The 19,191-nt window shown below is 60.1% G+C and carries 16 protein-coding genes; 7 read left to right on the forward strand and 9 right to left on the reverse strand.

Translation table 11 applies throughout. From position 1 onward, the window contains the following. Positions 1-9: 9 nt before the first annotated feature. Entirely contained in the window at positions 10-1,506 is a 1,497-nt protein-coding gene (locus QD409_RS02145) for a sugar ABC transporter ATP-binding protein (protein ID WP_430761794.1), read from the reverse strand. Positions 1,507-2,685: 1,179 nt separating this feature from the next. Between QD409_RS02145 and QD409_RS02150 the strand changes: the two genes are divergently transcribed. Genes QD409_RS02150 through QD409_RS02160 form a run of 3 tightly spaced genes read left to right on the forward strand, consistent with a single transcriptional unit; the run spans position 2,686 to position 7,681 of the window. After that, complete coding sequence (locus QD409_RS02150; protein WP_430761795.1) at positions 2,686-3,090, forward strand: FixH family protein; 405 nt, start codon at positions 2,686-2,688, stop codon at positions 3,088-3,090. Then, complete coding sequence (locus QD409_RS02155) at positions 3,087-4,514, forward strand: efflux RND transporter periplasmic adaptor subunit (protein WP_430761796.1); 1,428 nt, start codon at positions 3,087-3,089, stop codon at positions 4,512-4,514. Before QD409_RS02150 ends, QD409_RS02155 begins: the two co-directional genes overlap by 4 nt. Continuing rightward, positions 4,511-7,681 carry an efflux RND transporter permease subunit gene (locus QD409_RS02160; protein WP_430761797.1) on the forward strand — a complete coding sequence of 1,057 codons (3,171 nt, stop codon included), beginning with the start codon at positions 4,511-4,513 and terminating at the stop codon, positions 7,679-7,681. Before QD409_RS02155 ends, QD409_RS02160 begins: the two co-directional genes overlap by 4 nt. A 328-nt stretch (positions 7,682-8,009) precedes the next feature. Here the strand turns inward: QD409_RS02160 and QD409_RS02165 are convergent, their stop codons facing one another. From QD409_RS02165 to QD409_RS02175, 3 genes are read right to left on the reverse strand one after another with little or no spacing between them, the layout of a single operon-like run. Next, positions 8,010-9,215 (reverse strand): MFS transporter, encoded by a 1,206-nt coding sequence (locus QD409_RS02165; protein ID WP_430761798.1) that lies wholly within the window; start codon positions 9,213-9,215, stop codon positions 8,010-8,012. Positions 9,216-9,267: 52 nt separating this feature from the next. After that, positions 9,268-10,683 (reverse strand): chromate efflux transporter, encoded by a 1,416-nt coding sequence (gene chrA, locus QD409_RS02170; RefSeq protein ID WP_430761799.1) that lies wholly within the window; start codon positions 10,681-10,683, stop codon positions 9,268-9,270. 18 nt (positions 10,684-10,701) lie between these two features. After that, positions 10,702-11,691 carry a chromate resistance protein ChrB domain-containing protein gene (locus QD409_RS02175; protein ID WP_430761800.1) on the reverse strand — a complete coding sequence of 330 codons (990 nt, stop codon included), beginning with the start codon at positions 11,689-11,691 and terminating at the stop codon, positions 10,702-10,704. Positions 11,692-11,790: 99 nt separating this feature from the next. Between QD409_RS02175 and QD409_RS02180 the strand changes: the two genes are divergently transcribed. Both QD409_RS02180 and QD409_RS02185 read left to right on the forward strand, forming a co-directional pair. Continuing rightward, positions 11,791-12,753, forward strand: coding sequence for a Fe-Mn family superoxide dismutase (locus QD409_RS02180; protein WP_430761801.1), 963 nt, complete (start codon positions 11,791-11,793; stop codon positions 12,751-12,753). Between the two features lie 14 nt (positions 12,754-12,767). After that, the gene (locus QD409_RS02185) at positions 12,768-13,238 is read left to right on the forward strand and encodes a chromate resistance protein ChrB domain-containing protein (RefSeq protein ID WP_430761802.1); all 471 of its coding nucleotides are present in this window, start codon (positions 12,768-12,770) and stop codon (positions 13,236-13,238) included. Between the two features lie 182 nt (positions 13,239-13,420). Here the strand turns inward: QD409_RS02185 and QD409_RS02190 are convergent, their stop codons facing one another. From QD409_RS02190 to QD409_RS02210, 5 genes are all read right to left on the reverse strand, one after another. Next, a complete protein-coding gene (locus tag QD409_RS02190; RefSeq protein WP_430761803.1) occupies positions 13,421-14,461 on the reverse strand; it encodes an NAD-dependent epimerase/dehydratase family protein in 1,041 nt (346 codons plus the stop codon). 13 nt (positions 14,462-14,474) lie between these two features. Beyond that, complete coding sequence (locus QD409_RS02195; protein ID WP_430761804.1) at positions 14,475-15,686, reverse strand: glycosyltransferase family 4 protein; 1,212 nt, start codon at positions 15,684-15,686, stop codon at positions 14,475-14,477. 486 nt (positions 15,687-16,172) lie between these two features. Continuing rightward, positions 16,173-16,613 carry a DUF6691 family protein gene (locus QD409_RS02200; RefSeq protein WP_430761805.1) on the reverse strand — a complete coding sequence of 147 codons (441 nt, stop codon included), beginning with the start codon at positions 16,611-16,613 and terminating at the stop codon, positions 16,173-16,175. Beyond that, the gene (locus tag QD409_RS02205; protein ID WP_430761806.1) at positions 16,610-17,041 is read right to left on the reverse strand and encodes a YeeE/YedE family protein; all 432 of its coding nucleotides are present in this window, start codon (positions 17,039-17,041) and stop codon (positions 16,610-16,612) included. The genes QD409_RS02200 and QD409_RS02205 overlap by 4 nt, the downstream gene beginning before the upstream one ends. A 5-nt stretch (positions 17,042-17,046) precedes the next feature. Next, entirely contained in the window at positions 17,047-17,985 is a 939-nt protein-coding gene (locus tag QD409_RS02210) for an MBL fold metallo-hydrolase (protein ID WP_430761807.1), read from the reverse strand. Positions 17,986-18,112: 127 nt separating this feature from the next. Here QD409_RS02210 and QD409_RS02215 point away from each other — a divergent pair, with 127 nt between their 5' ends. Both QD409_RS02215 and QD409_RS02220 read left to right on the forward strand, forming a co-directional pair. Beyond that, the gene (locus tag QD409_RS02215; RefSeq protein ID WP_430761808.1) at positions 18,113-18,760 is read left to right on the forward strand and encodes a peroxiredoxin; all 648 of its coding nucleotides are present in this window, start codon (positions 18,113-18,115) and stop codon (positions 18,758-18,760) included. Next, positions 18,757-19,188 (forward strand): ArsR/SmtB family transcription factor, encoded by a 432-nt coding sequence (locus tag QD409_RS02220; RefSeq protein WP_430761809.1) that lies wholly within the window; start codon positions 18,757-18,759, stop codon positions 19,186-19,188. Before QD409_RS02215 ends, QD409_RS02220 begins: the two co-directional genes overlap by 4 nt. Positions 19,189-19,191 lie beyond the last annotated feature (3 nt).

The raw sequence follows: 19,191 nt of genomic DNA on the forward strand, positions 1-19,191 counted from the left end.
CTCTCCGGTTCAGGCCGCTTCGGATGCAGATGCGGCGGCGATGACCGCCGGCGTCGTCAGGTCGGCGCCCGCGAGCTCGCGCACGATCCTTCCGCGCGAAAACACGAGGGCACGATGGCAGATATGGGCGATTTCCTCGAAATCGGTGGAGACGACGAGGACGGCGAGGCCCGCTTCAACGGCCTCGGCGATAAGCCGATAGATGTCGGCCTTGGCACCGACGTCGACACCGGCGGTCGGGTCTTCGGCGATCAGCAATTTGCGGCCTGTCGCCAGCCAGCGTCCCACAACGACCTTCTGCTGATTGCCGCCCGACAGCGCCTCGATGGCAAGACTCTGGTCATTCGGCCTGAGGCCGACCCTGCTGCCGAGGGAATAGGCCATTTCCGCTTCCCGGCGTGGCGACAGGAAGGAGAACAGGCTGCGCCCTGACGCGCCTGGATTGAGGAAGGTATTTTCGCGCAGGCTGAGCGACATGGCGACGGACTCTTCGGTCCGGTCTCTGGCGATCAGCCCGATCCCGGAGGTCATCGCTGCAACCGTGCTGGAAAGGTCGGGCTCGGCCCCATTCAATTGCACGCTTCCCTGCGACGGCTCGCAGCCGAACAAGGCGCGCCCGATCAGTTCCTGGCCGGCGCCTCGCAAGCCGACAAGACCGAGCAACTCGCCCTGCCGGATATCGAAGGACACCGGTCCGGCGCCGCGGCAGGAAAGCTCCCTCACCGACACGATCGCAGGCCCCGCGCTTTTCTCCGCCTTGACGAACAGCTGATCAGCCTTGCGTCCGACGATCATGCGGATGAGCTCATCGGGCGTTGTCTCGGAAACAGGCTTCTGGCCTACCAACTGGCCGTCACGCAGAACCGCGACACGGTCGGCTATGCGAAAGATCTCGTCTAACCGATGCGAGACATAGATCATGGCGACGCCGCGCGCTTTCAGCGGACGAATGGCAGCAAACAGCTTCTCGACTTCGTCGGCGGGTAGGCTGGCGGTCGGCTCGTCAAGGACCAGAACGTCCGCCTCGACGGCGAGTGCGCGGGCGATCGCAACAAGCGACTTTTCGGTGCGGGTAAGTTCCTGGACGCGGGTCGATGGATCGAAGTCGCAGCCGACGAGTTTGAGGGCTTCTGCGGTGCGCCGCTCGGTCGCGCGCCAGTCGATCAGCCGGCCGCGCAGGGAATAGCCTTGCGCAAGCCCGACATTTTCACCTACGGTCATCCACTCGATCAGCCCAAGATCCTGATGGATGAAGGCGACCGGCTGACGCTGGTTGGGTTGCGGCGGGCGGTGATGATAGGGTTTGCCGCGGAACAGGATCTGCCCGCCATCCGGCTTGTAGATCCCGGCCAAGGTCTTGATGAGTGTCGATTTGCCGGCGCCATTCTCTCCGAGCAATGCCAGGATTTCGCCACGCTGCAAGTCGAGCGATACGTTCGACAGCGCGCGCGTTCCGCCAAATTCCTTGGTGATGTCGGAAAATTCGAGCAGCTTTCCGTTGTCCATTCCGCTCCTCCCAAAGCTTCGATGAAGGAGGCTATGTTATCGATAACATTCCGTCAAGGGCTTCAGTGTTGCGCTTATGGCAGGATTCGCAATTTACGATTAAAAGAGGTGCTCAGCCTATTATTGCCAATCTTTCAATTGTTCAGTGAAGTAAATTGGAGGATATAAAATAACAATATAACTCTACGATGTTTTGTGGCATTTCTCATGACGATGTATACATATTTTTCACTTTATTGCTGACGTTACATTTTGAATATATTTCATTTTGTTTGAAGGTAATGCGAGTTAACCGAAAAATACTTGAGAAGCTCTGATGCTGTGCGCCCATCACGACGCCGCGCCCTTTTCAAAAGTGTGATGTCCTAACGAGAATAGAGCGATGAGGAAACGCCCTTTCATGACTTTCACATTTGACGCTGCAGTGATCTACGGCAAACGGCATTGGGTAACTGCGGTGTTCGCGGCTCGAATCCGTCTAAGAGCTGGCATTTGTCGCGCTCGTCGGAAAGCTCGGTCGATTGAGTGGAATGTCGGTTCCCAAGGTCAAACGCTTACGATCAACTCCGCCGGCGGCAGAGGTTGATTAACGGCTTTCACCGCGGTAGGGCGGTCCCAACACATCTCCGTGAAGCACTTCCAAATCGCCATGCGGCGTGGCAAAGCTCTAAGAATGAAGCTCGCGTGGACCATCCGTCGTCTGTTCCTGTGCGTTGCCATGCTCGCCGTCCTCATCGGGCCGATGAGCATTGGGCTCGCAGGCAGCGCAATGGCTTTACCCGCTCCAAACACGATGGCTGCGATGAGCAACGCCATGAATATGGCAGAGAAGATGCCATGTTGCCCGCAGAAGCAACCCCTCAAGCCCGATTGCTTCAAAGGCTGTCTCCTGGCTCTATTGTGCACGACATCCTTTTCCGCAAACACTTCGCACAACGGTTCGTTGTCACTCTCAGAAGTCTGGCGATCACATCGCTACGACCTTTTACCTGCAGCACAACTGACATCGGCTCTTCTCGAGCCTCCGGCCCGTCCTCCCAAAGCCTGATCTCAATAGCTCAATACTGAAGCATGCCGCGGCGTTTGCCGGACGCTTGAACGCGTTCGCACAAACCCGCAGGCAATCAACATTGACCCAAGGACGTGATCGCGAAGATCCGTCCCGATGAGATCTTAATCATGACCAAGCTTTCTCTTTCCGGAGGAGCGATGCTCCTCGCCGGGATTCTGGTTGCCGGCTCCGCGACCGTATCCCTCGCAAGTTCGCGGGACTACGAGTTCCAGCCGGTTTCGCCCAATGTCAAGCAAGGCCAAGGATCGCTATTCCTTGTCCGCCTCGTTGACAAGCGGACAGGCAAGCCCGTTCCCGACGCCGTCGTCTTCACGACCCGCATGGACATGGCCCCCGAAGGCATGGAGATGATGACCACCCCTGTCGAGACCTCATCTTCGACGGAGCCGGGCGTCTACGCTTTCAAGACCGACTTCACGATGGCTGGTGGCTGGCGCTTCAAGCTTGCCGCCAAGGTGCAGGGTGAGCCGGATACCGTGCAGGGCGAAATCGTCCTGAAGGCGACCCCTTGAACTTGCCATCGCGTGTGGCAGCCACGCTCTTCCTCGCCGTATTGCTCGGCGGGGGAGGCTATTGGGCTGGCACGAACAACCTGGGCTCCATTCTCGGCATCGGTCCGGCCGAGAAGGCGTTTGCCACGCCTATCGCACAGAAGGCCGTGCCCGTGGGCGCGATCATCTATTACCGTCATCCGGATGGCCTTCCGCAGTTCTCGTCGGGTCCGAGAGACGCGAACGACGGTCGTCCATTCGTCTCAGTGCGTGCCAGTGAAGATGTGAGCTTCGATGACAAGGAGAATGCCTCCTCGTCGACGAAGACGACCGATGCCGCGCTTCCCGTTCCCTCCCACAAGGGCCGCATTCTCTATTATCGCAATCCGATGGGGCTTCCCGACACGTCGAAGCTGCCGAAGAAGGACTCGATGGGGATGGACTACATTGCTGTCTATGAAGGAGAACAAGCCGGCTCCTCCACCGTCAAGGTCTCGCTCGGCAAGCTGCAACGCACAGGCGTGAAGACGGTCATTGCCGGAATGGCAGGCGTCGGCCGTAAAGTACAGATCCCTGGCACAATCGTCCTCGACGAACGCCGCGTCAGCATCATCTCGATGCGAACGGATTCATTCCTCGATGAGGTCGCTAGTGTCACGACGGGGGATCGCATCGCCAAGGGAGAGAAGCTCTTCCGGTTCTACTCGAAGGATATCGCCACCGCAGCTTCGGAATATGCGGCCAGTCGCAGCAGCGACGATGCAGGCCCTGCGCTTAGGCTGAGGAACCTCGGCGTCCCGCAAGAGGTTATCGACACCATCTCCAAGACACGTCAGGTGCCGGCGAGTATGACCTACACGTCGCCGCGCGACGGCGTTGTCCTCGAGCGAGTTGCAACGGCCGGCATGATGGCAAAACCCGGCGATGTCCTGTTCCGTATTGCCGATATCTCCAATGTCTGGGTAGTCGCCGATGTTCCGGAATACGACCTCGCGTCGGTGCGCATCGGCGCCCCGGCAGAGGTCAAGATCCGCAGTCTGCCCGGCAGGACGTTCGAAGGCACGGTCGATCTTGTCTATCCGGACGTGAACATGCAGACGCGTACGACCAGGGTCCGCATCGAGCTTCCCAATCCGGACGGCGTGCTGCTGGCCAACATGTACGCGGATGTCGAGATCGAGGCCGGAATTCAAGGGCCGGTGGTCGCGGTGCCCAACAGCGCGATCATTGACACGGGAGACCGCCAGGTTGTCTTCGTCGACAAGAGTGAGGGTCGGTTCGAGCCGAAGGACGTTAAACTTGGCATGCGCGGCGACGACCTTACCGAAATTCGCCGCGGTATCGCCGCTGGCGACAAGGTCGTCGTCTCCGCCAATTTCCTGCTGGATGCCGAGAGCAATCTCAATTCGGCGCTCAGCGCCATGACTGAGGAGGCCAAGCCATGATCTCACGCGTCATCTCCTGGTCCGCCCATAACCTCGTTCTGATATTTGTCGGAGCCGCGCTCGCGGTGGCGGGTGGCATCTACGCGCTGCGTTCGTTGCCGCTCGACGCCATTCCCGATCTCTCCGACGTCCAGGTCATCGTCTACACCGAGTATCCCGGACAGGCTCCGCAGGTGGTCGAAGACCAGGTTACCTACCCATTGACGACGTCGATGCTGACGGTGCCGAAGTCGAAGGTCGTGCGTGGCTTCTCCTTCTTCGGCGTTTCCTTCGTCTACGTGATCTTCGATGACGGTACCGATCCCTATTGGGCGCGCAGCCGCGTGCTGGAGTATCTGAATGCGGCCTCAAGCCGCCTGCCACAGGGCGTCACACCCACGCTTGGGCCTGATGCGACGGGCGTCGGCTGGGTCTACGAATACGCGCTTGTTGCTAAGGAGCTGTCGCTTGCCGAATTGCGATCGCCGCAGGACTGGGTCGTGCGGTTTGGCGTGTCGAAGTCCGAGGGCGTGGCCGAGGTCGCGAGTGTCGGCGGCTTCGTCAAGCAGTATTCCATCGTGGTCGATCCTGCTCGCCTCAAGGCCCAGGGTGTGTCGCTGAACGATCTCGCCAACGCGGTTCGCGCCAGCAATACCGACGTCGGCGGGCGTACGATCGAGCTGTCGGAATTCGAGTTCATGGTGCGGGGACGAGGCTATCTCAAGGGCATTCCCGATATCGAGAACATTGTCTTGAAGAGCCAGAATGGCGTGCCGCTGCGTCTTGGCGACGTCGCCAGGGTGGAACTCGTCCCGGACGAACGGCGTGGTATCACCGAGCTGAACGGCGAGGGCGAAGTGGCGGGCGGCATTGTGCTGCAGCGTTTCGGCGCAAATGCATTGACTGTCATCGACAATGCCAAGAAGAGCATGGAGCAAATCAAGGGCAGCCTGCCGCCCGGCACGGACATCATACCCGTCTATGATCGTTCGACCCTGATCGAAGCCGCCATCGAGACGCTCAAGGGCACCTTGGTCGAGGAATCCATCGTTGTGGCGCTCGTGACCATCGCTTTCCTTCTGCATGTTCGTAGCGCCTTGGTCGCCATCATCATGCTGCCCGTCGGCATCCTGATAGCCTTCATCGCCATGCGGCTGCTTGGCCTCGGCGCGAACATCATGAGCCTCGGCGGCATCGCTATCGCCATCGGCGCGATGATCGACGCGGCCATCGTCATGATCGAGAACGCCCACAAGCATCTCGAACGTGCGCCACCCGACAAGCCGCGAGTGGAAATCCTGGTCGAGGCGGCAAGCGAAGTCGGGCCGGCGCTCTTCTTCAGCCTCCTGATCATCACGGTGTCGTTCCTGCCGATATTCACGCTGGAATCGCAGGAAGGCCGCCTGTTCGGTCCGCTCGCCTTCACCAAGACCTTTTCTATGGCTGCGGCAGCGCTGCTGTCGGTGACATTGGTGCCGGCGCTGATGGTGCTCTTCATCCGTGGGCATATCGTGCCCGAACAGAAGAACCCGGTGAACCGCATTCTGATCTGGATCTACCGCCCGATCATCTCGGGCGTCCTCCGAGCCAAGACGCTGACCATTGTCGCGGCCTTGGCGATCTTGGCGGTTACCCTGTGGCCGGCGCAGCACATCGGCAGCGAGTTCATGCCCAATCTTGACGAGGGCACGCTAATGTACATGCCGACCACCTTGCCCGGCATCTCGGTCACCAAGGCGGGCGAGCTGATGCAGACTCAGGATCGCATCATCAAGTCTTTCCCGGAAGTTCAGACTGTCTTCGGCAAGGCGGGTCGCGCCCTGACGGCAACAGACCCCGCGCCGACGGAGATGTTCGAGACAATCATCACGCTGAAACCGAAATCAGAATGGCGGCCGGGCGTAACGATCAACAGCCTGAAGCAGGAGATGGATTCCGCGCTGCAATTCCCCGGCGTGTCCAACGCCTGGACGATGCCGATACGCGGCCGCATCGACATGTTATCGACGGGCATTCGAACACCTGTCGGCGTCAAGGTCTACGGCACCGATCTCGGCGAAATGGAAAAGATCGCTCGTCAGATCGAGGGCGTGTTGAAGGGGATTCCGGGAACATCAAGTGCATATGCCGAACGGGTGATCGGAGGATATTACCTCGATATCGTTCCAAACCGCGTTGCGCTCGGTCGCTATGGGTTAACGGTCAACGACGTGCAAAGCGTCATCGGAATGGCGCTCGGTTCAGAGGTCGTAACGTCAACGGTGGAAGGGCGCGAGCGCTATGGCGTGGCTATCCGCTACCCGAGAGCGCTCAGAAGCGATCCGCAGGCGATTGCCAGGGACGTTCAGATCTCTCTGCCCGGCGGCGGCACCGTTCCTCTCGGAGAGGTCGCGGATGTGAAGCTGACCCGCGGGGCAACGACGATCCGAACCGAAAACGGCCAGCTTGCAGTCTATGTCTATGTCGACATAGCGGGCCGTGATCTCGGCGGCTATGTCGCCGAAGCGCAGCAGGCGGTAGCGAAATCGGTACAGATGCCACCCGGCTATTCCGTCGCCTGGAGCGGCCAGTTCGAATATCTCGAACGTGCCGAAGCGCGACTGGCTGTCGTTGTGCCGCTGACGCTGGCGCTGATCTTCCTGCTGCTCTACCTGAACTTCAAGGCTCTGACCGAAACAATGATCGTCATGCTGTCGCTGCCGTTCGCGCTAGTAGGCGGCATCTGGCTGATGTGGTGGATGGGCTTTAATGCTTCCGTGGCGGTTGCCGTCGGCTTCATAGCTCTGGCGGGTGTGGCGGCCGAGACCGGCGTGATCATGCTGATCTACCTCGATCACGCGATGAAGGAGCAGCGCGAGGCCTGCGAAAGGGAAGAGCGTGCATTCACCAGGTTGGATCTCAACAGTGCGATCATGGTCGGTGCCGTCGAGCGTGTCAGACCGAAGATGATGACGGTCGTCGCCATAATGGCGGGGCTTGTGCCGATTCTTTGGCGAACGGGCACCGGCTCGGAAATCATGCAGCGCATCGCCGTACCGATGATCGGCGGCATGGTGTCGTCGACGCTGCTGACGTTGATCGTCATCCCAGCCGTCTACGGTCTGGTCAAGGGATGGCGGCTACCATCTGCATCCTTCTCCCGCCCGTCCGCTGACGAGGACAAAGACAGACTTGAGGCGGCTGAATGAAAGGAGACGTCGAAAATGAGTGATATGATGGGTATCGGTATGGTCTGGGGGATGGGCCTTGTGGGTCTCCTCGGGGTCATCCTCGCCGTTCTCGCAGTTGCGGCGCTGATCAAATATCTTTTCTACCGCTGAAGTTCTCGCGCCGTGGACAGATGGTTCACGGCGCGGGTTAGACACCCGAACGCCTCATTCCTTTACCGGCTCGCCGAGCGTAACCCAGATCGCCGACAGGACGGAGCGAGCCCTCAGGGTGCGAACCTTGGCATGCTCGAAAGCGGTCTCAGGCACGACAGCTCGTTCCTGAGATCCTGTTACCGCTATTGCTAACTCAGCACTCTTCGGGTGGCTTGTGTCGTCGGAACTGAAGCAGCAGCAACAGGTCGTAGGTCACCTTCAACACCGCACAGATGAGCAGCGGCCAGGAGCGATGAGATGCGGCGTAGAGTGCGCCTGCCAGAGCGGGGCTTGCAGCCGCGGCGAGGCTTCGCGGCACGGACGTGAAGCTCGCTGCTGCAGCGCGTTCGGCCTCTGTCACGACCGCCATCACATAGGATGAGCGCGTCGGTACGTCCATTTGCGAGAGTGCCGCCCGGATAAGAAGCAGGGTCAGCGCCAGCGGCAAGGTGGGCGCGAATGCAGCGAGCGCCAGGGCAATGCTGGAGGGAATATGGGTGAACACCATGGTGTTGATGAGCCCGACCCGTTTCGACAGCCATGCAGCGACGGGAAATGAGAATGCCGACAGCACGCCCGACCAGAAGAAAAATATCCCGGCTTGCGAGAGCGACAGGCTGAATCGCTCGAACAGCCATAGCGCAAGGAGCGACTGAACGGCGAAACCGCCCGCAAAGGCGTCGAGACTGAAGAGCGCTGCGAGTTTCAACACGATGCCACGCGAGGGTCCAAGTGCGGACGATCCGCTGGCTTCTTGACGTGCGGGACGGCGCGGTATGCGAGCGTACAGAAGCCCACCCAGGATGCCGATGATCGCGTACAGCACGAACATCAGCTTGATGGCGGTCAGTTGCACAAGTCCTACTCGGATCATCAGGTCGGGCAGGGCCGCGGCGAGCGCGCCGACGGCACTGGCAAGTGCTCCGATCAGGCTGTAGCGGGCAAACATTCCCGTCCGATCGACATTGGTCGTTTCACGGACCAGCACCGCATGCTCGATCGGGACAAAGATGCTCACACTGCCGGCCGAAGGATTGATCGTCCCGGCAAACGCGACCACCAGCAGCAGCGCATAATCGCTTATCATGGACATGAGCACGCCGGTCGCAACCATCAGAGTGGCGGCGGCCAAGAGGAGATTGCGCAGATCGTGGCGCGCGCCAAGGAATCCGATGACGATCGTCAGGAGTGCCGAGCCGAAGAGGGACGCCGTGGCGATGACGCCGACCTGCAATGGCGAGAATCCCAGGGCGAGCAGATAGACCGGCAACAGGATTGCCACGAAGCCATCGCTGAAGTCGCGTAACGCCCGCGCCGCAAACAGATATGTGGCGGGGCGGATGCCTTGCGCCGATGTCATGAGGTTCAATCGTTCCTGATGTTCGAGGAGACTGCTTTCCCGCCCTTGATCGTTAGACCCATCCCATGACGACGCCATAGACGAGCCCAAGGGTCGAGCAGGCGGCGAGCACCGTGAGCATACCGACCTTGAAACGGAACACCGCGATCATCGCACCGAGCGTCAGCACGAAGGAGGCGATGTTCAAGGAACTCAGGACTGGCGCGTCGAAGCTGATCCCAAACCCATGGATTGGGTATGCTTGAGAAAACAGAACGTGGAGCGCGAACCACGCCGCCAGGTTCAGGATCACCCCGACGATTGCCGCCGTGATGGCTGAAAGCGCTGCCGACAATGCCTTGTTGCTTCTCAGGCTTTCGATGAACGGCGCACCGAGAAAGATCCAAAGGAAGCAAGGGACGAATGTCACCCAAGTGGTCAGCAATCCGCCGAGCGTGGCGGCAAGCAAGGGATTGAGCGAACCGGGTGCGCGATAGGCGCCCATGAAGCCAACGAACTGGGTGACCATGATCAACGGTCCCGGCGTGGTTTCGGCCATGCCGAGGCCATCGAGCATTTCTCCGGGTTTCAGCCAACCGTAGTGGTCGACGGCCTGCTGCGCTATGTAGGAGAGGACCGCATAGGCGCCACCGAACGACACGACGGCCGTCTTCGAAAAGAAGAAGCCGATGTCCGTGAAGATGTTTCCGGATCCGAACACCGCCCACAAAATCAGCGTAGGGGCGAGCCATAGCAACAGGCAGACCCCGGCGACCTTGAGAGACCATCCTATCGAGGGCCGTGCGTGCGCAGGCGTTTCCTCGCCAAGGGCGGTGTCAGCATCGGCGACCTGTTTCCCACCGACTTTGGCATGGCTTCCGCCTGGTGCGAATGCCGCCCATCCGGCTCGATTGCCGAGGTAGCCGATGATGGCGGCGGCAAAAACGACCAGCGGGAATGGGATGTGGAAGAATGCCAGCGCCACGAAGGCTGCCGCAGCCAGTCCTCTCAGGACGCTGTTCTTCAGGGCGCGCCGGCCGATCCGGAGCACGGCTTCGGCGACGATCGCCAGCACGGCTGCCTTCAGCCCGAAGAACAGGGCCTGAACCGCTCCAACGTTGCCGAAAATGGCGTAGATCCAGCTCAGCGCCATGATGGCTATAAGACCGGGAATTACGAACAGAATGCCTGCGACCAAGCCGCCCTTTGTCTTGTGCAGAAGCCAGCCGATATAGATGGCGAGCTGCTGCGCCTCTGGCCCCGGCAGAAGGTGGCAATAGTTCAACGCCTGAAGAAAGCGGTTCTCGCCGATCCAGCGCTTCTCCTCGACGATGATGCGGTGCATGACCGCGATCTGACCGGCGGGACCTCCGAAGCTTAGGGCTGCCACGCGCGCCCAGACCCGGACGGCGTCGCCAAATGAAATACCGTGAGGCGGCTCGCCAGCGTGCGGGGGCGGGGTGGCTTGGAGGCTTTCAATCTTGCTCATGGCGGGTGCCCCCTTGTGTCAGCCGCGCCTTGCGCGGAAATACTGGTAAAGGTTGTCGAAGACCGGTCCGCCATGGAGGATGCGTTGTTCGTCCTGCGGGTTGGCGGCGCAGATGCCGGCGATCAGGCTGGCGATGCCGGGCGTCTCTTCGCGCCCGAATTTTGCATCCTTCAGATCGATGTCGTGGACGATCTCGGCGATCGCCTGCAGCGCGGGATCGGCGATGCCTGCCATGGCGAGAAGGACCTCAAGGCTGCAGCGATCGCCTTCGTGGGTGATCTCGCCCTCGAACATGTCGAAGCGAATTTCACCCGGATTGGGGACGTATCCCTTGCCGGATGCAAAGCGGATCGTGGCATCCGGATCGATGAAGCGACGGACGAGCCAACTGCAGGCGATCCGGTCGACATGCACGCCCTTGCGCGTGACCCAGATGCGCCCCTTCAGATCGGCTGGTGCAAGCGATGGCGTTTTGGGTTGTTCTTCGACCATGTCCTTGTCCTTTGCGAGCGCTTGCTCGAGTTCCGCAATCAAGCTCTCTGCCGAAAGGCGGCCCGTCGCTCCGAAGAAATCGATCGCTGCGATCTCGGCGAGGCGCTTGCGCAGACGATTGGTCTGCGAGCGGATCTCTGCGGTTTCGTCAGTGGCTGTGTCAGCAGCCTCCCGTCGCGCAGAAAGCGCCCGCGTCTCGGCGGCGATCGCCTCGTAGTCCTCGTCGCGGGCCGCATCGAACAATGCGTGCGTCTGGGAATCTGATAGACCGTCGATCAGACGCGCCTCACACACCATGGCCTCACCGCCTCCTTCGACGATCTCCTTCAGCAACCATTCGAAATCCTCCTGTGTCTCGACGTTCGCCGGCAGTGCGTAGACCGTGCTTTTGACGGCGACTGCGCCGATGCGCTGCAGGCGTCGCCAGACCTTCACCCGGAAGTAGGCCGGCTTGCTTGGCAGTTGATAAATCAAAAGCAACCAGCGGCGCTCGGCGGGTACTGTATCAGTTTTCATATGCAAACCGTATCATCAAAACTTAAAAATGCAACACTTGTATCATTTTTGATTCAGGCGTAGCGTTAGGGCAATCCTGCTTACCACAGCGAGGGCGCCATGCACCGGATCATACCACTCCCTTTCAAACCGCCGCGGCTCGATGGTCTTTCCGAGCGACTGCTTGCGAGCCACTACGAGAACAACTACGGAGGCGCTGTCCGCCGCCTGAATGCGATCGAACGACGGCTCGACGAGCTCGATTGGAGCGCCGCCCCGGTCTTCGACATCAATGGCCTGAAGCGGGAGGAGCTTGTCGCGGCGAACTCCGCCATTCTCCATGAGATCTACTTCGACGGTCTCGGCGGATCGGGGGATGCGGCCGGAGATCTGGCCACGGCGCTGGAACGCGATTTCGGCAGCGTCGCCGGGTGGCGCTCCAAATTCTCGGCTTGCGCAAAGGCGCAGGCGGGCGGGTCAGGCTGGACCTTGCTGGTCTGGTCGGAACGCCATCGTCGCTTGATGATCCAATGGGGGCAGGATCACACCAATTGCCTAGCCGACAGCATCCCCATCCTGGCGCTCGACATGTACGAGCACGCCTACCATCTCGATTTCGGGGCCAAGGCGGGCGCCTATGTCGACGCCTTCATGCGGAACATCCACTGGGAACGCGTCGCCGGCCGCTTCAGGCGGACGACCGAACGACTGGCCGATGTCACCCCGGTGGAGACGACGGTGCGCGCTCAGGATGTCGCTCCGGAGGATCTGCTGACGCGCCTTCAGGGGCGGGAAGACATCGTCGTGCTTGATGTCTGTCTCGCCGAGGATCTGCCGAAGCGGAGCGATATGCTGCCGGGCGCGATTGTCCTGCCTCCGGAGACGATCACCGACTGGGCCGACGAACTGCCCAAGGACAAGCCGATAGTCGTCTACTGCGTCTATGGTTTCCAGGTCAGCGGCGATGCGGTTGCCGAGCTGCGCCGCCGAGGCCTGGACGCGCAGGGGCTCTCCGGCGGAATTGCCGCCTGGCATGCGATCGGCGGTCCGACGGTTCCATTCGCAACTGCTGAAAACCATTAAAGGAGGACAAGTCCATGAAATGGATTACTCGCGAACGCCCGGTCATCGACCGCATCGCTTGCCCCTGGTTGATCGCGCGGTTCATCGATAAGGAACCTGAGTTCCTGTTCGTGCCGCCCGACCAGGTGATCAGGGTGGCGCAGGAGACCGGAGCCATTCCGTACGACGTGCCTGACGTCGAATACACCCATGTGGGCGAGGGATGCAGCTTCGATGCCTTCGTCGCGAAACACGGTCTCGGCAGCGATCCGGCAATCGCGACGATCGCCGCAATTGTTCGTGGAGCCGATACCGACCGGCATGACCTCACGCCGCAATCGGCAGGACTGCTCGCGATCTCCATGGGGCTGCGGGACCTGACGCCAGACGATCACGAGGTGCTAAGGCATGGCTTCGTGATCTATGACGCGCTCTATGCCTGGGCCTCGCGGCGCAAGGCGGAGACGCATAGCTGGCCGCCCGCTGCAAAGCCGACCGCAGCTTGATCTCGACCCAAATTGGGGCGGTCAAGAAGGTGCAAGACGATCCGAACAGTACCAGCCATCGGCGCAATCCCGCTGTCGATCTTTATTACGTCGGCGCATGCCGACCCAGACTGACGGTGGTTGGCAAGGCGCTCGGTTGAACATGCCGTGTGGAAAATCGAGAATGAGCATCAAATGATCCGCTACGAGCTTCGCCGTTTGTGGTTCAGAGAAGGCTCAGGGGTGCGACGTGTTGAGATAGCGATTGCGTACTGCTCCTGCTCCTTGCTTAGGTGATCGAGCATCCGTGCAATTCCCTCCTCCAGGCTGATGCGTGGTGCGAGTCCGTAGGAGCGCTGCAGATCGGTATTGCCGCAGCGATAGAAGACGCCTTCAGGGCGATCGCAGAGGCCGTTCACGACAGGATTCCAGCCGATCTGCCGGGCAATGGTTCCCGCCAATTCCATAAAGGACGTAGCCCTGCCGGTTGAAAGATTGAGGCTCGCGCCATCCGGCAATAGCTCTTTGGTTCGCCAAATGAAATCGATGCAATCATCAACATGGATGAAGTCCCGGCATTGCCGGCCGGAACCCCAGACGGAGACTTCCGCAGCGCCTCTTTCTTCAAGCAGACGACGACAGATCGCCGGGAACGGATAGGCAAGATCCTGATCCTCGCCATAGCCACTGAACGGCCGATAGGCGACCGCCCGATTGCCGTAACGCTCGACATAGAGCTTCATCAAATATTCGCCTGTCAGTTTCGCCCAGCCGTAGCTAAGATCGGGCACGCCGATGGCTGCCTCGAAAGAAATCATATCTTCCGAAAGCAGCCGATGGTTGGCGACGGTTTGCAGCGACACAGGATAAGCTGCGCTGGAGCTGAAGAACACGACACAGCCGGGTTTGGCGCGTGCTGCCCATTTCCACAATTCCGCGTCCACCGCCAGATCCTCGGCGACGTCGAGCGTACGCGCCTCCAGCGTCACGCGGCCTCCGACCAATGCGGCGAGATGGAAAACATAGTCGAAATGCTCCTGGCGACGGGCAAAAAAGGCTCGGCAGTCTTCCTCGAAAAACGTAAAGCCCGATCGGGGAAAGCGCTGCCAGAGATCGGGGTGCCGGGCCCCGGTTCCTTGCACCAGTTGATCGACACAGACGACGTCCAACCCCTCGGCCAAAAGCCGCCTGATCAGATGTCGCCCGACAAAACCACAGCCTCCCGTTACCAATGCCCGCGCCATGTGACTGCCCCCATCAATGAGCGAAGAATCCGCTCCTGCCTCGATAGATATCGACCATGCGCCGGCCCCATTCCGCCTTGCTGGGTGCAATCCGCTGACCAAGCGCGAGCGCGCCTTCGCAAAGTTTGCGCATCAATCCGTCGTCATCCGTGCTCGCCAGCCGCTCCGCCAGCGAACCGGCATCGCCGCTTCTAAAGACCAATCCCGCGCCGTTCTGCTCGATCTCGGCAGCAATCAACGCGTTGCTGCTGACGATGACGGGAATGCCGGACATCAGCGCTTCGGCGGCCACCAGCCCGTAGGGTTCGGGCATGCGGGAGGGCATGACAAAGACGCGGGCCTCTCCCGCCAGCGCCGTCACCTCTTCGTCGGCCAGCCAGCCCGGCACCCAACAATGCGGCAAGGCCCGCTGCATTTCGTCGAGCAGCGGTCCGCGGCCGATCAGCGTCGCCGTTCGCCCGGTCTTATTTAACGCGTCGGCGAGAGTGTGGACGCCCTTTTCCCAGCACATGCGCCCCAAGAAGACCGTGCGGTGATTGCGCCAAGCCTCCACGGGCACCGGCGTTAACGGCTCGGTCGGTGTGCGCAGAGTCAGAAAATGTTGCAGCGGGCCTGAATGCAGATGGGCCTCCATGCTCTCATGTGCCAGCACGATACCGACGCGGCTCCAGAACTCCTCGCCGACGCCACGTTGGGTCAGAGTGCGGCGGAAGCGCCAGAGCTTGTGGAGATAGTTTCGCTTGTCACAATTGGTCGTCAGACATGCAGCCGACAGCGGACGGACATCGCAGACCGTTCCACTCTGGAAGTTGATCAACCCGCCGTTCGGACAGGTAAGAAAGAAATCATGCGCCGTGATGATGACCTTGGCCCTGTGTTTGGCGAGTGCATAGAAAATCGACGGCGACAGAATCTGCGACCAGCCGTGCACATGCACCACGGTCTCCTCGTCCGTTTCCTTCAACAGACCGTCCAGCGCCTCGTAGGCACGCTTGTTATAATTCTTCTCGAAGATGTCGGCGAAGGTGGGACCATCGCGAAGAGGCCGTTCGCCAAGCGCAACCGTGCGGATGCCCGTAAAGCGCGGCTTAAGTCCCTCGCCGTCATCGCCGACCAGGATGGTGCAGTTCATTCCCGCCTGTCTGCTCGCATCAATGCATTGCAACGCCACTTTTGTCGCACCGCCACGAATGACCGAGACATCGTTGACAAGAATAAGCCGCATCGAACCGGTAGCCCGCCAGCATTGGTTTGTAGGACCGGACGAAAGGGATTCGCCTTTTACATCATGCCCCCTAGCCGATATTCAGAGGCCTGTTCGGGTGAGAATTCAATTCATTCTTTCGCATTAAAGCGGCTGGTTGCATGGCATGCATGTAAAGGTTGCGGTGCATCGTGTTTCGCGCTCCGACGCGGTGAGCTGACTATCAATCAGGCGGGGAAAGTCGATGCCCGCGAGCAGGGGTCAAAAGCCTTCGCTGCTTTGCACAGCTTCGTCATGCGGTTTCGCGGTGTATTGTGGAGCCGAGCTTCGATGAAACTCGACGGGTGGTGGATCGATGATGCCATTAATTCCGGGCTCGTTTCGCCCGCTTTCTTCGTCGTGATATCGGCGCCGTCTGTTACGCCATCGGCCTGCCTTGGAGCTTGATCTGCGGCGAGACGCTGATGCTGTCGTTGATCCCACGGATATTCATAGAGCTTTCCTCCTTTAGCGAACCCGAAGCGGCACGTTTTGCCGAGACGACACGGTGCGATAGGCGAACATGCCCACGAGCATGGCTGCGGCGAAGAGAACCGCCTCCCAGCGACCTGTGACAAGGGATGCAATTGCAGGACCAGGGCATAACCCCACCAATCCCCATCCGAGGCCGAACAGCACCGCACCGGAGACGAGCGATCTGTCGATCCTGCGGCTCGTCGGCACATGAAATTGAGTGTCGAATGTCGGTCGCGCGCGGTGGCGCTTGATTGCGTAAGCGATAGACGACGGGATGAGAGCGCCGCCCATGACGAAGGCAAGCGAAGGATCCCAGGCGCCTGCAACGTCAAGGAAAGCCAGAACGCGCGCCGGGTTGACCATGTCGGAGACGACAAGCCCAACGCCGAACAGGATGCCGCAGACGATCGAAACAAGGATACGACCGCTCATGACAGTCCCCCGATCAGATGCCGCGTAACATAGACTGTGGCCGCTGCAACGGCCATGAATGTCATTGTTGCAACAATCGAACGCTGTGACAACCGGGCCAGACCGCAGACACCGTGACCACTGGTGCAGCCGGAGCCAAGCCGTGTGCCAAAACCCACGAGCAGGCCGGCAATAATCAGAAGGACCGGCGAGGCTGTGATCGTCAGGTCGACATGCCGGATGTAGGCGAACGCGATCGCGGCTCCTGCGAGTATCCCGCCGAGAAAGCCGATACCTAGTAGGCTGATGCCGACGCCTGTCCATCCGAAAGCTGAGGCGGTCAAGCCGGATATGCCGGCGATGCGGCCGTTCAGCAGTAGAAAGAGAGCAGCCGAGAGACCGATGAGAAGGCCACCGGAAAGTGGCCAGATAAAACTGAGTTCAGACATGGCGGCTACAAGGCGTTGACTGGAATTTTCAGGTAATGGACGCCGTTGTCCTCGACCGGCGGCAGCTTGCCGCCGCGCATGTTGACCTGCACGGAGGGCAGGATGAGCTTCGGCATTGCCAGCGTCGCGTCGCGATCATTGCGCATCTTGACGAATGCATCCTCGGTTACGCCTTCGTGGACATGGATATTGCCGGTGCGCTGCGCAGCTACGGTCGTCTCCCAGGCATAATCGTCCCGGCCCGGCGCCTTGTAGTCGTGACACATAAACATCCGTGCCGCATCGGGAAGTTGGGTCAGCCGCTTGATGGAGCGATAGAGGGCACGAGCGTCACCGCCCGGAAAATCGCAACGCGCCGTGCCATAGTCCGGCATAAACATCGTATCGCCGGGAAATACGGCATCGCCGACGACATAGGCCAGACAGGCCGGCGTGTGACCAGGAACATGAAGGACAGCGGCATCCAGATTGCCAATCTTGAAGCGATCACCGTCCTGGAAAAGCTGATCGAACTGGCTGCCGTCCCGCTGGAACTCGGTTCCAGCGTTGAAGATCTTACTGAACACTTCCTGCACGCGAATAATGTCTCGGCCGATCGCAAGCTGGCCGCCGAGTTCCGCCTGGAGTAGCGGCGCTGCGGACAGGTGATCCGCATGTGCATGGGTCTCAAGCAGCCACTGCACTTCAAGACTTTCCGATTTTACGTAATTAATGAGCTCGCGAGCTGATGCACTCTTCGTTCGACCAGAGGCGGGGTCATAATCGAGCACGCTGTCGACGATAGCGCAGGCGTTTGAGGCGGGATCGCGTACCACATGGCTGATGGTAAAGGTCGTTGGGTCGAAAAACGACCGAACGGCCGCGCATTGCGCCGGATTCCCGAGCGCGCCGCGAACGATCTCGGAAGCCTGAGAGAGATGTGGATCAAGGATGGGGTCGGCCATGGTTTCCTCCTGTCATGGTCTTTAAAATACATATTTACAGTAAATGTGCAATTATGTATTTTCAATGGTCTTGAAACTAAGTCTCCGTTACGGCTCATGCTGAGCTATTCGACGGAAAGGACGGGAAATGGATGCAACGAATTCGAACCTTGGCGGAGTGCCGGCGGGGCTGCGACTGAACGATAAAGCTCCGGGCTTTACCGCGCGCTCGACGGCTGGCGAAGTTTCCCTGTCGAGCTATCGGGGGCGCTGGCTTCTGTTCTTTTCCCATCCGGCAGACTTCACCTCGGTCTGCACCAGTGAGTTCATCGCCTTCACGCGGGCTCGGGATAAGTTTGCCAAGCTGAATTGCGATCTGTTGGGGCTGTCGGTCGACAGCCTCTATTCTCATCTCGCGTGGTTGCGAGACATCGAGCGCAGCTTCGGCATCAAGGTGACGTTTCCACTGATTGAAGATTCGGCGATGATGATAGCCAAGGCATACGGTATGCTGGACGCGTCTTCCGAAAATAGCGGCACTGTCCGCACGACCTACGCAATTGATCCGGAAGGCATCATCCGCGCTATCGTCTGGTATCCGATGAATGTCGGCCGTTCAGTCGAGGAGTTGCTGCGTTTGGTGGAGGCGCTGCAGACGTCGGAACGGGAATGTGCCTTGACGCCGGAGGGATGGCGCCCCGGTGACGCGCTGATCGAACCGGCGGCAATCTCGCTGGATGAGACCGAGCAGCTGGTCGAGGGCCAATCCTGGTATTATCGGGAGCGCCGCGCGTGATCGACACATCCCTTTCCCTTGAAGCGATGCAGGACAAGGCCGTGGAAGCTGCCGACTTCATGCGCCTCTTCGGCACGCCGAGCCGCTTGATACTGCTTTGCCATATTGCGCAAAAGGAGCGCTCTGTCGGCGAGATTCAGGATAATCTGGGGCTGAAGCAACCGGGGCTATCGCAGCAACTGGGCGAGCTGCGTCAGGCGGGCGTCGTCCAAACCCGCCGCGAATCCCGGCAGATCTACTATTCGATCGCCGACGATCGCGTCGCTGTCGTCATGCAGATGCTGATGCAGATGTTTTGCGGTGCCGTTCCGGCTGTCGCAGCACAAGCAATTGCCGCCAGGCCGGCATTCGCGCCGTCAAGCCGTAACGCCGACGCGGGCTTTCCGGGCGAGATGGCGCATTGGGCACGACTGGAAAAGATCGATTGACGG

It is taken from the genome of Rhizobium sp. BR 315 (assembly GCF_050577975.1).
GTDB classification, from domain to species: Bacteria; Pseudomonadota; Alphaproteobacteria; order Rhizobiales; family Rhizobiaceae; genus Rhizobium; species Rhizobium miluonense.

What these genes read in the sequence shown, in the direction of transcription:
- QD409_RS02145 (WP_430761794.1), bottom strand. Translation starts at nt 1,506, where the DNA reads ATGGACAACGGAAAGCTGCTCGAATTTTCCGACATCACCAAGGAATTT.
- QD409_RS02150 (WP_430761795.1), top strand. Translation starts at nt 2,686, where the DNA reads ATGACCAAGCTTTCTCTTTCCGGAGGAGCGATGCTCCTCGCCGGGATT.
- QD409_RS02160 (WP_430761797.1), top strand. Translation starts at nt 4,511, where the DNA reads ATGATCTCACGCGTCATCTCCTGGTCCGCCCATAACCTCGTTCTGATA.
- QD409_RS02165 (WP_430761798.1), bottom strand. Translation starts at nt 9,215, where the DNA reads ATGACATCGGCGCAAGGCATCCGCCCCGCCACATATCTGTTTGCGGCG.
- chrA (WP_430761799.1), bottom strand. Translation starts at nt 10,683, where the DNA reads ATGAGCAAGATTGAAAGCCTCCAAGCCACCCCGCCCCCGCACGCTGGC.
- QD409_RS02175 (WP_430761800.1), bottom strand. Translation starts at nt 11,691, where the DNA reads ATGAAAACTGATACAGTACCCGCCGAGCGCCGCTGGTTGCTTTTGATT.
- QD409_RS02180 (WP_430761801.1), top strand. Translation starts at nt 11,791, where the DNA reads ATGCACCGGATCATACCACTCCCTTTCAAACCGCCGCGGCTCGATGGT.
- QD409_RS02185 (WP_430761802.1), top strand. Translation starts at nt 12,768, where the DNA reads ATGAAATGGATTACTCGCGAACGCCCGGTCATCGACCGCATCGCTTGC.
- QD409_RS02190 (WP_430761803.1), bottom strand. Translation starts at nt 14,461, where the DNA reads ATGGCGCGGGCATTGGTAACGGGAGGCTGTGGTTTTGTCGGGCGACAT.
- QD409_RS02195 (WP_430761804.1), bottom strand. Translation starts at nt 15,686, where the DNA reads ATGCGGCTTATTCTTGTCAACGATGTCTCGGTCATTCGTGGCGGTGCG.
- QD409_RS02200 (WP_430761805.1), bottom strand. Translation starts at nt 16,613, where the DNA reads ATGAGCGGTCGTATCCTTGTTTCGATCGTCTGCGGCATCCTGTTCGGC.
- QD409_RS02205 (WP_430761806.1), bottom strand. Translation starts at nt 17,041, where the DNA reads ATGTCTGAACTCAGTTTTATCTGGCCACTTTCCGGTGGCCTTCTCATC.
- QD409_RS02210 (WP_430761807.1), bottom strand. Translation starts at nt 17,985, where the DNA reads ATGGCCGACCCCATCCTTGATCCACATCTCTCTCAGGCTTCCGAGATC.
- QD409_RS02215 (WP_430761808.1), top strand. Translation starts at nt 18,113, where the DNA reads ATGGATGCAACGAATTCGAACCTTGGCGGAGTGCCGGCGGGGCTGCGA.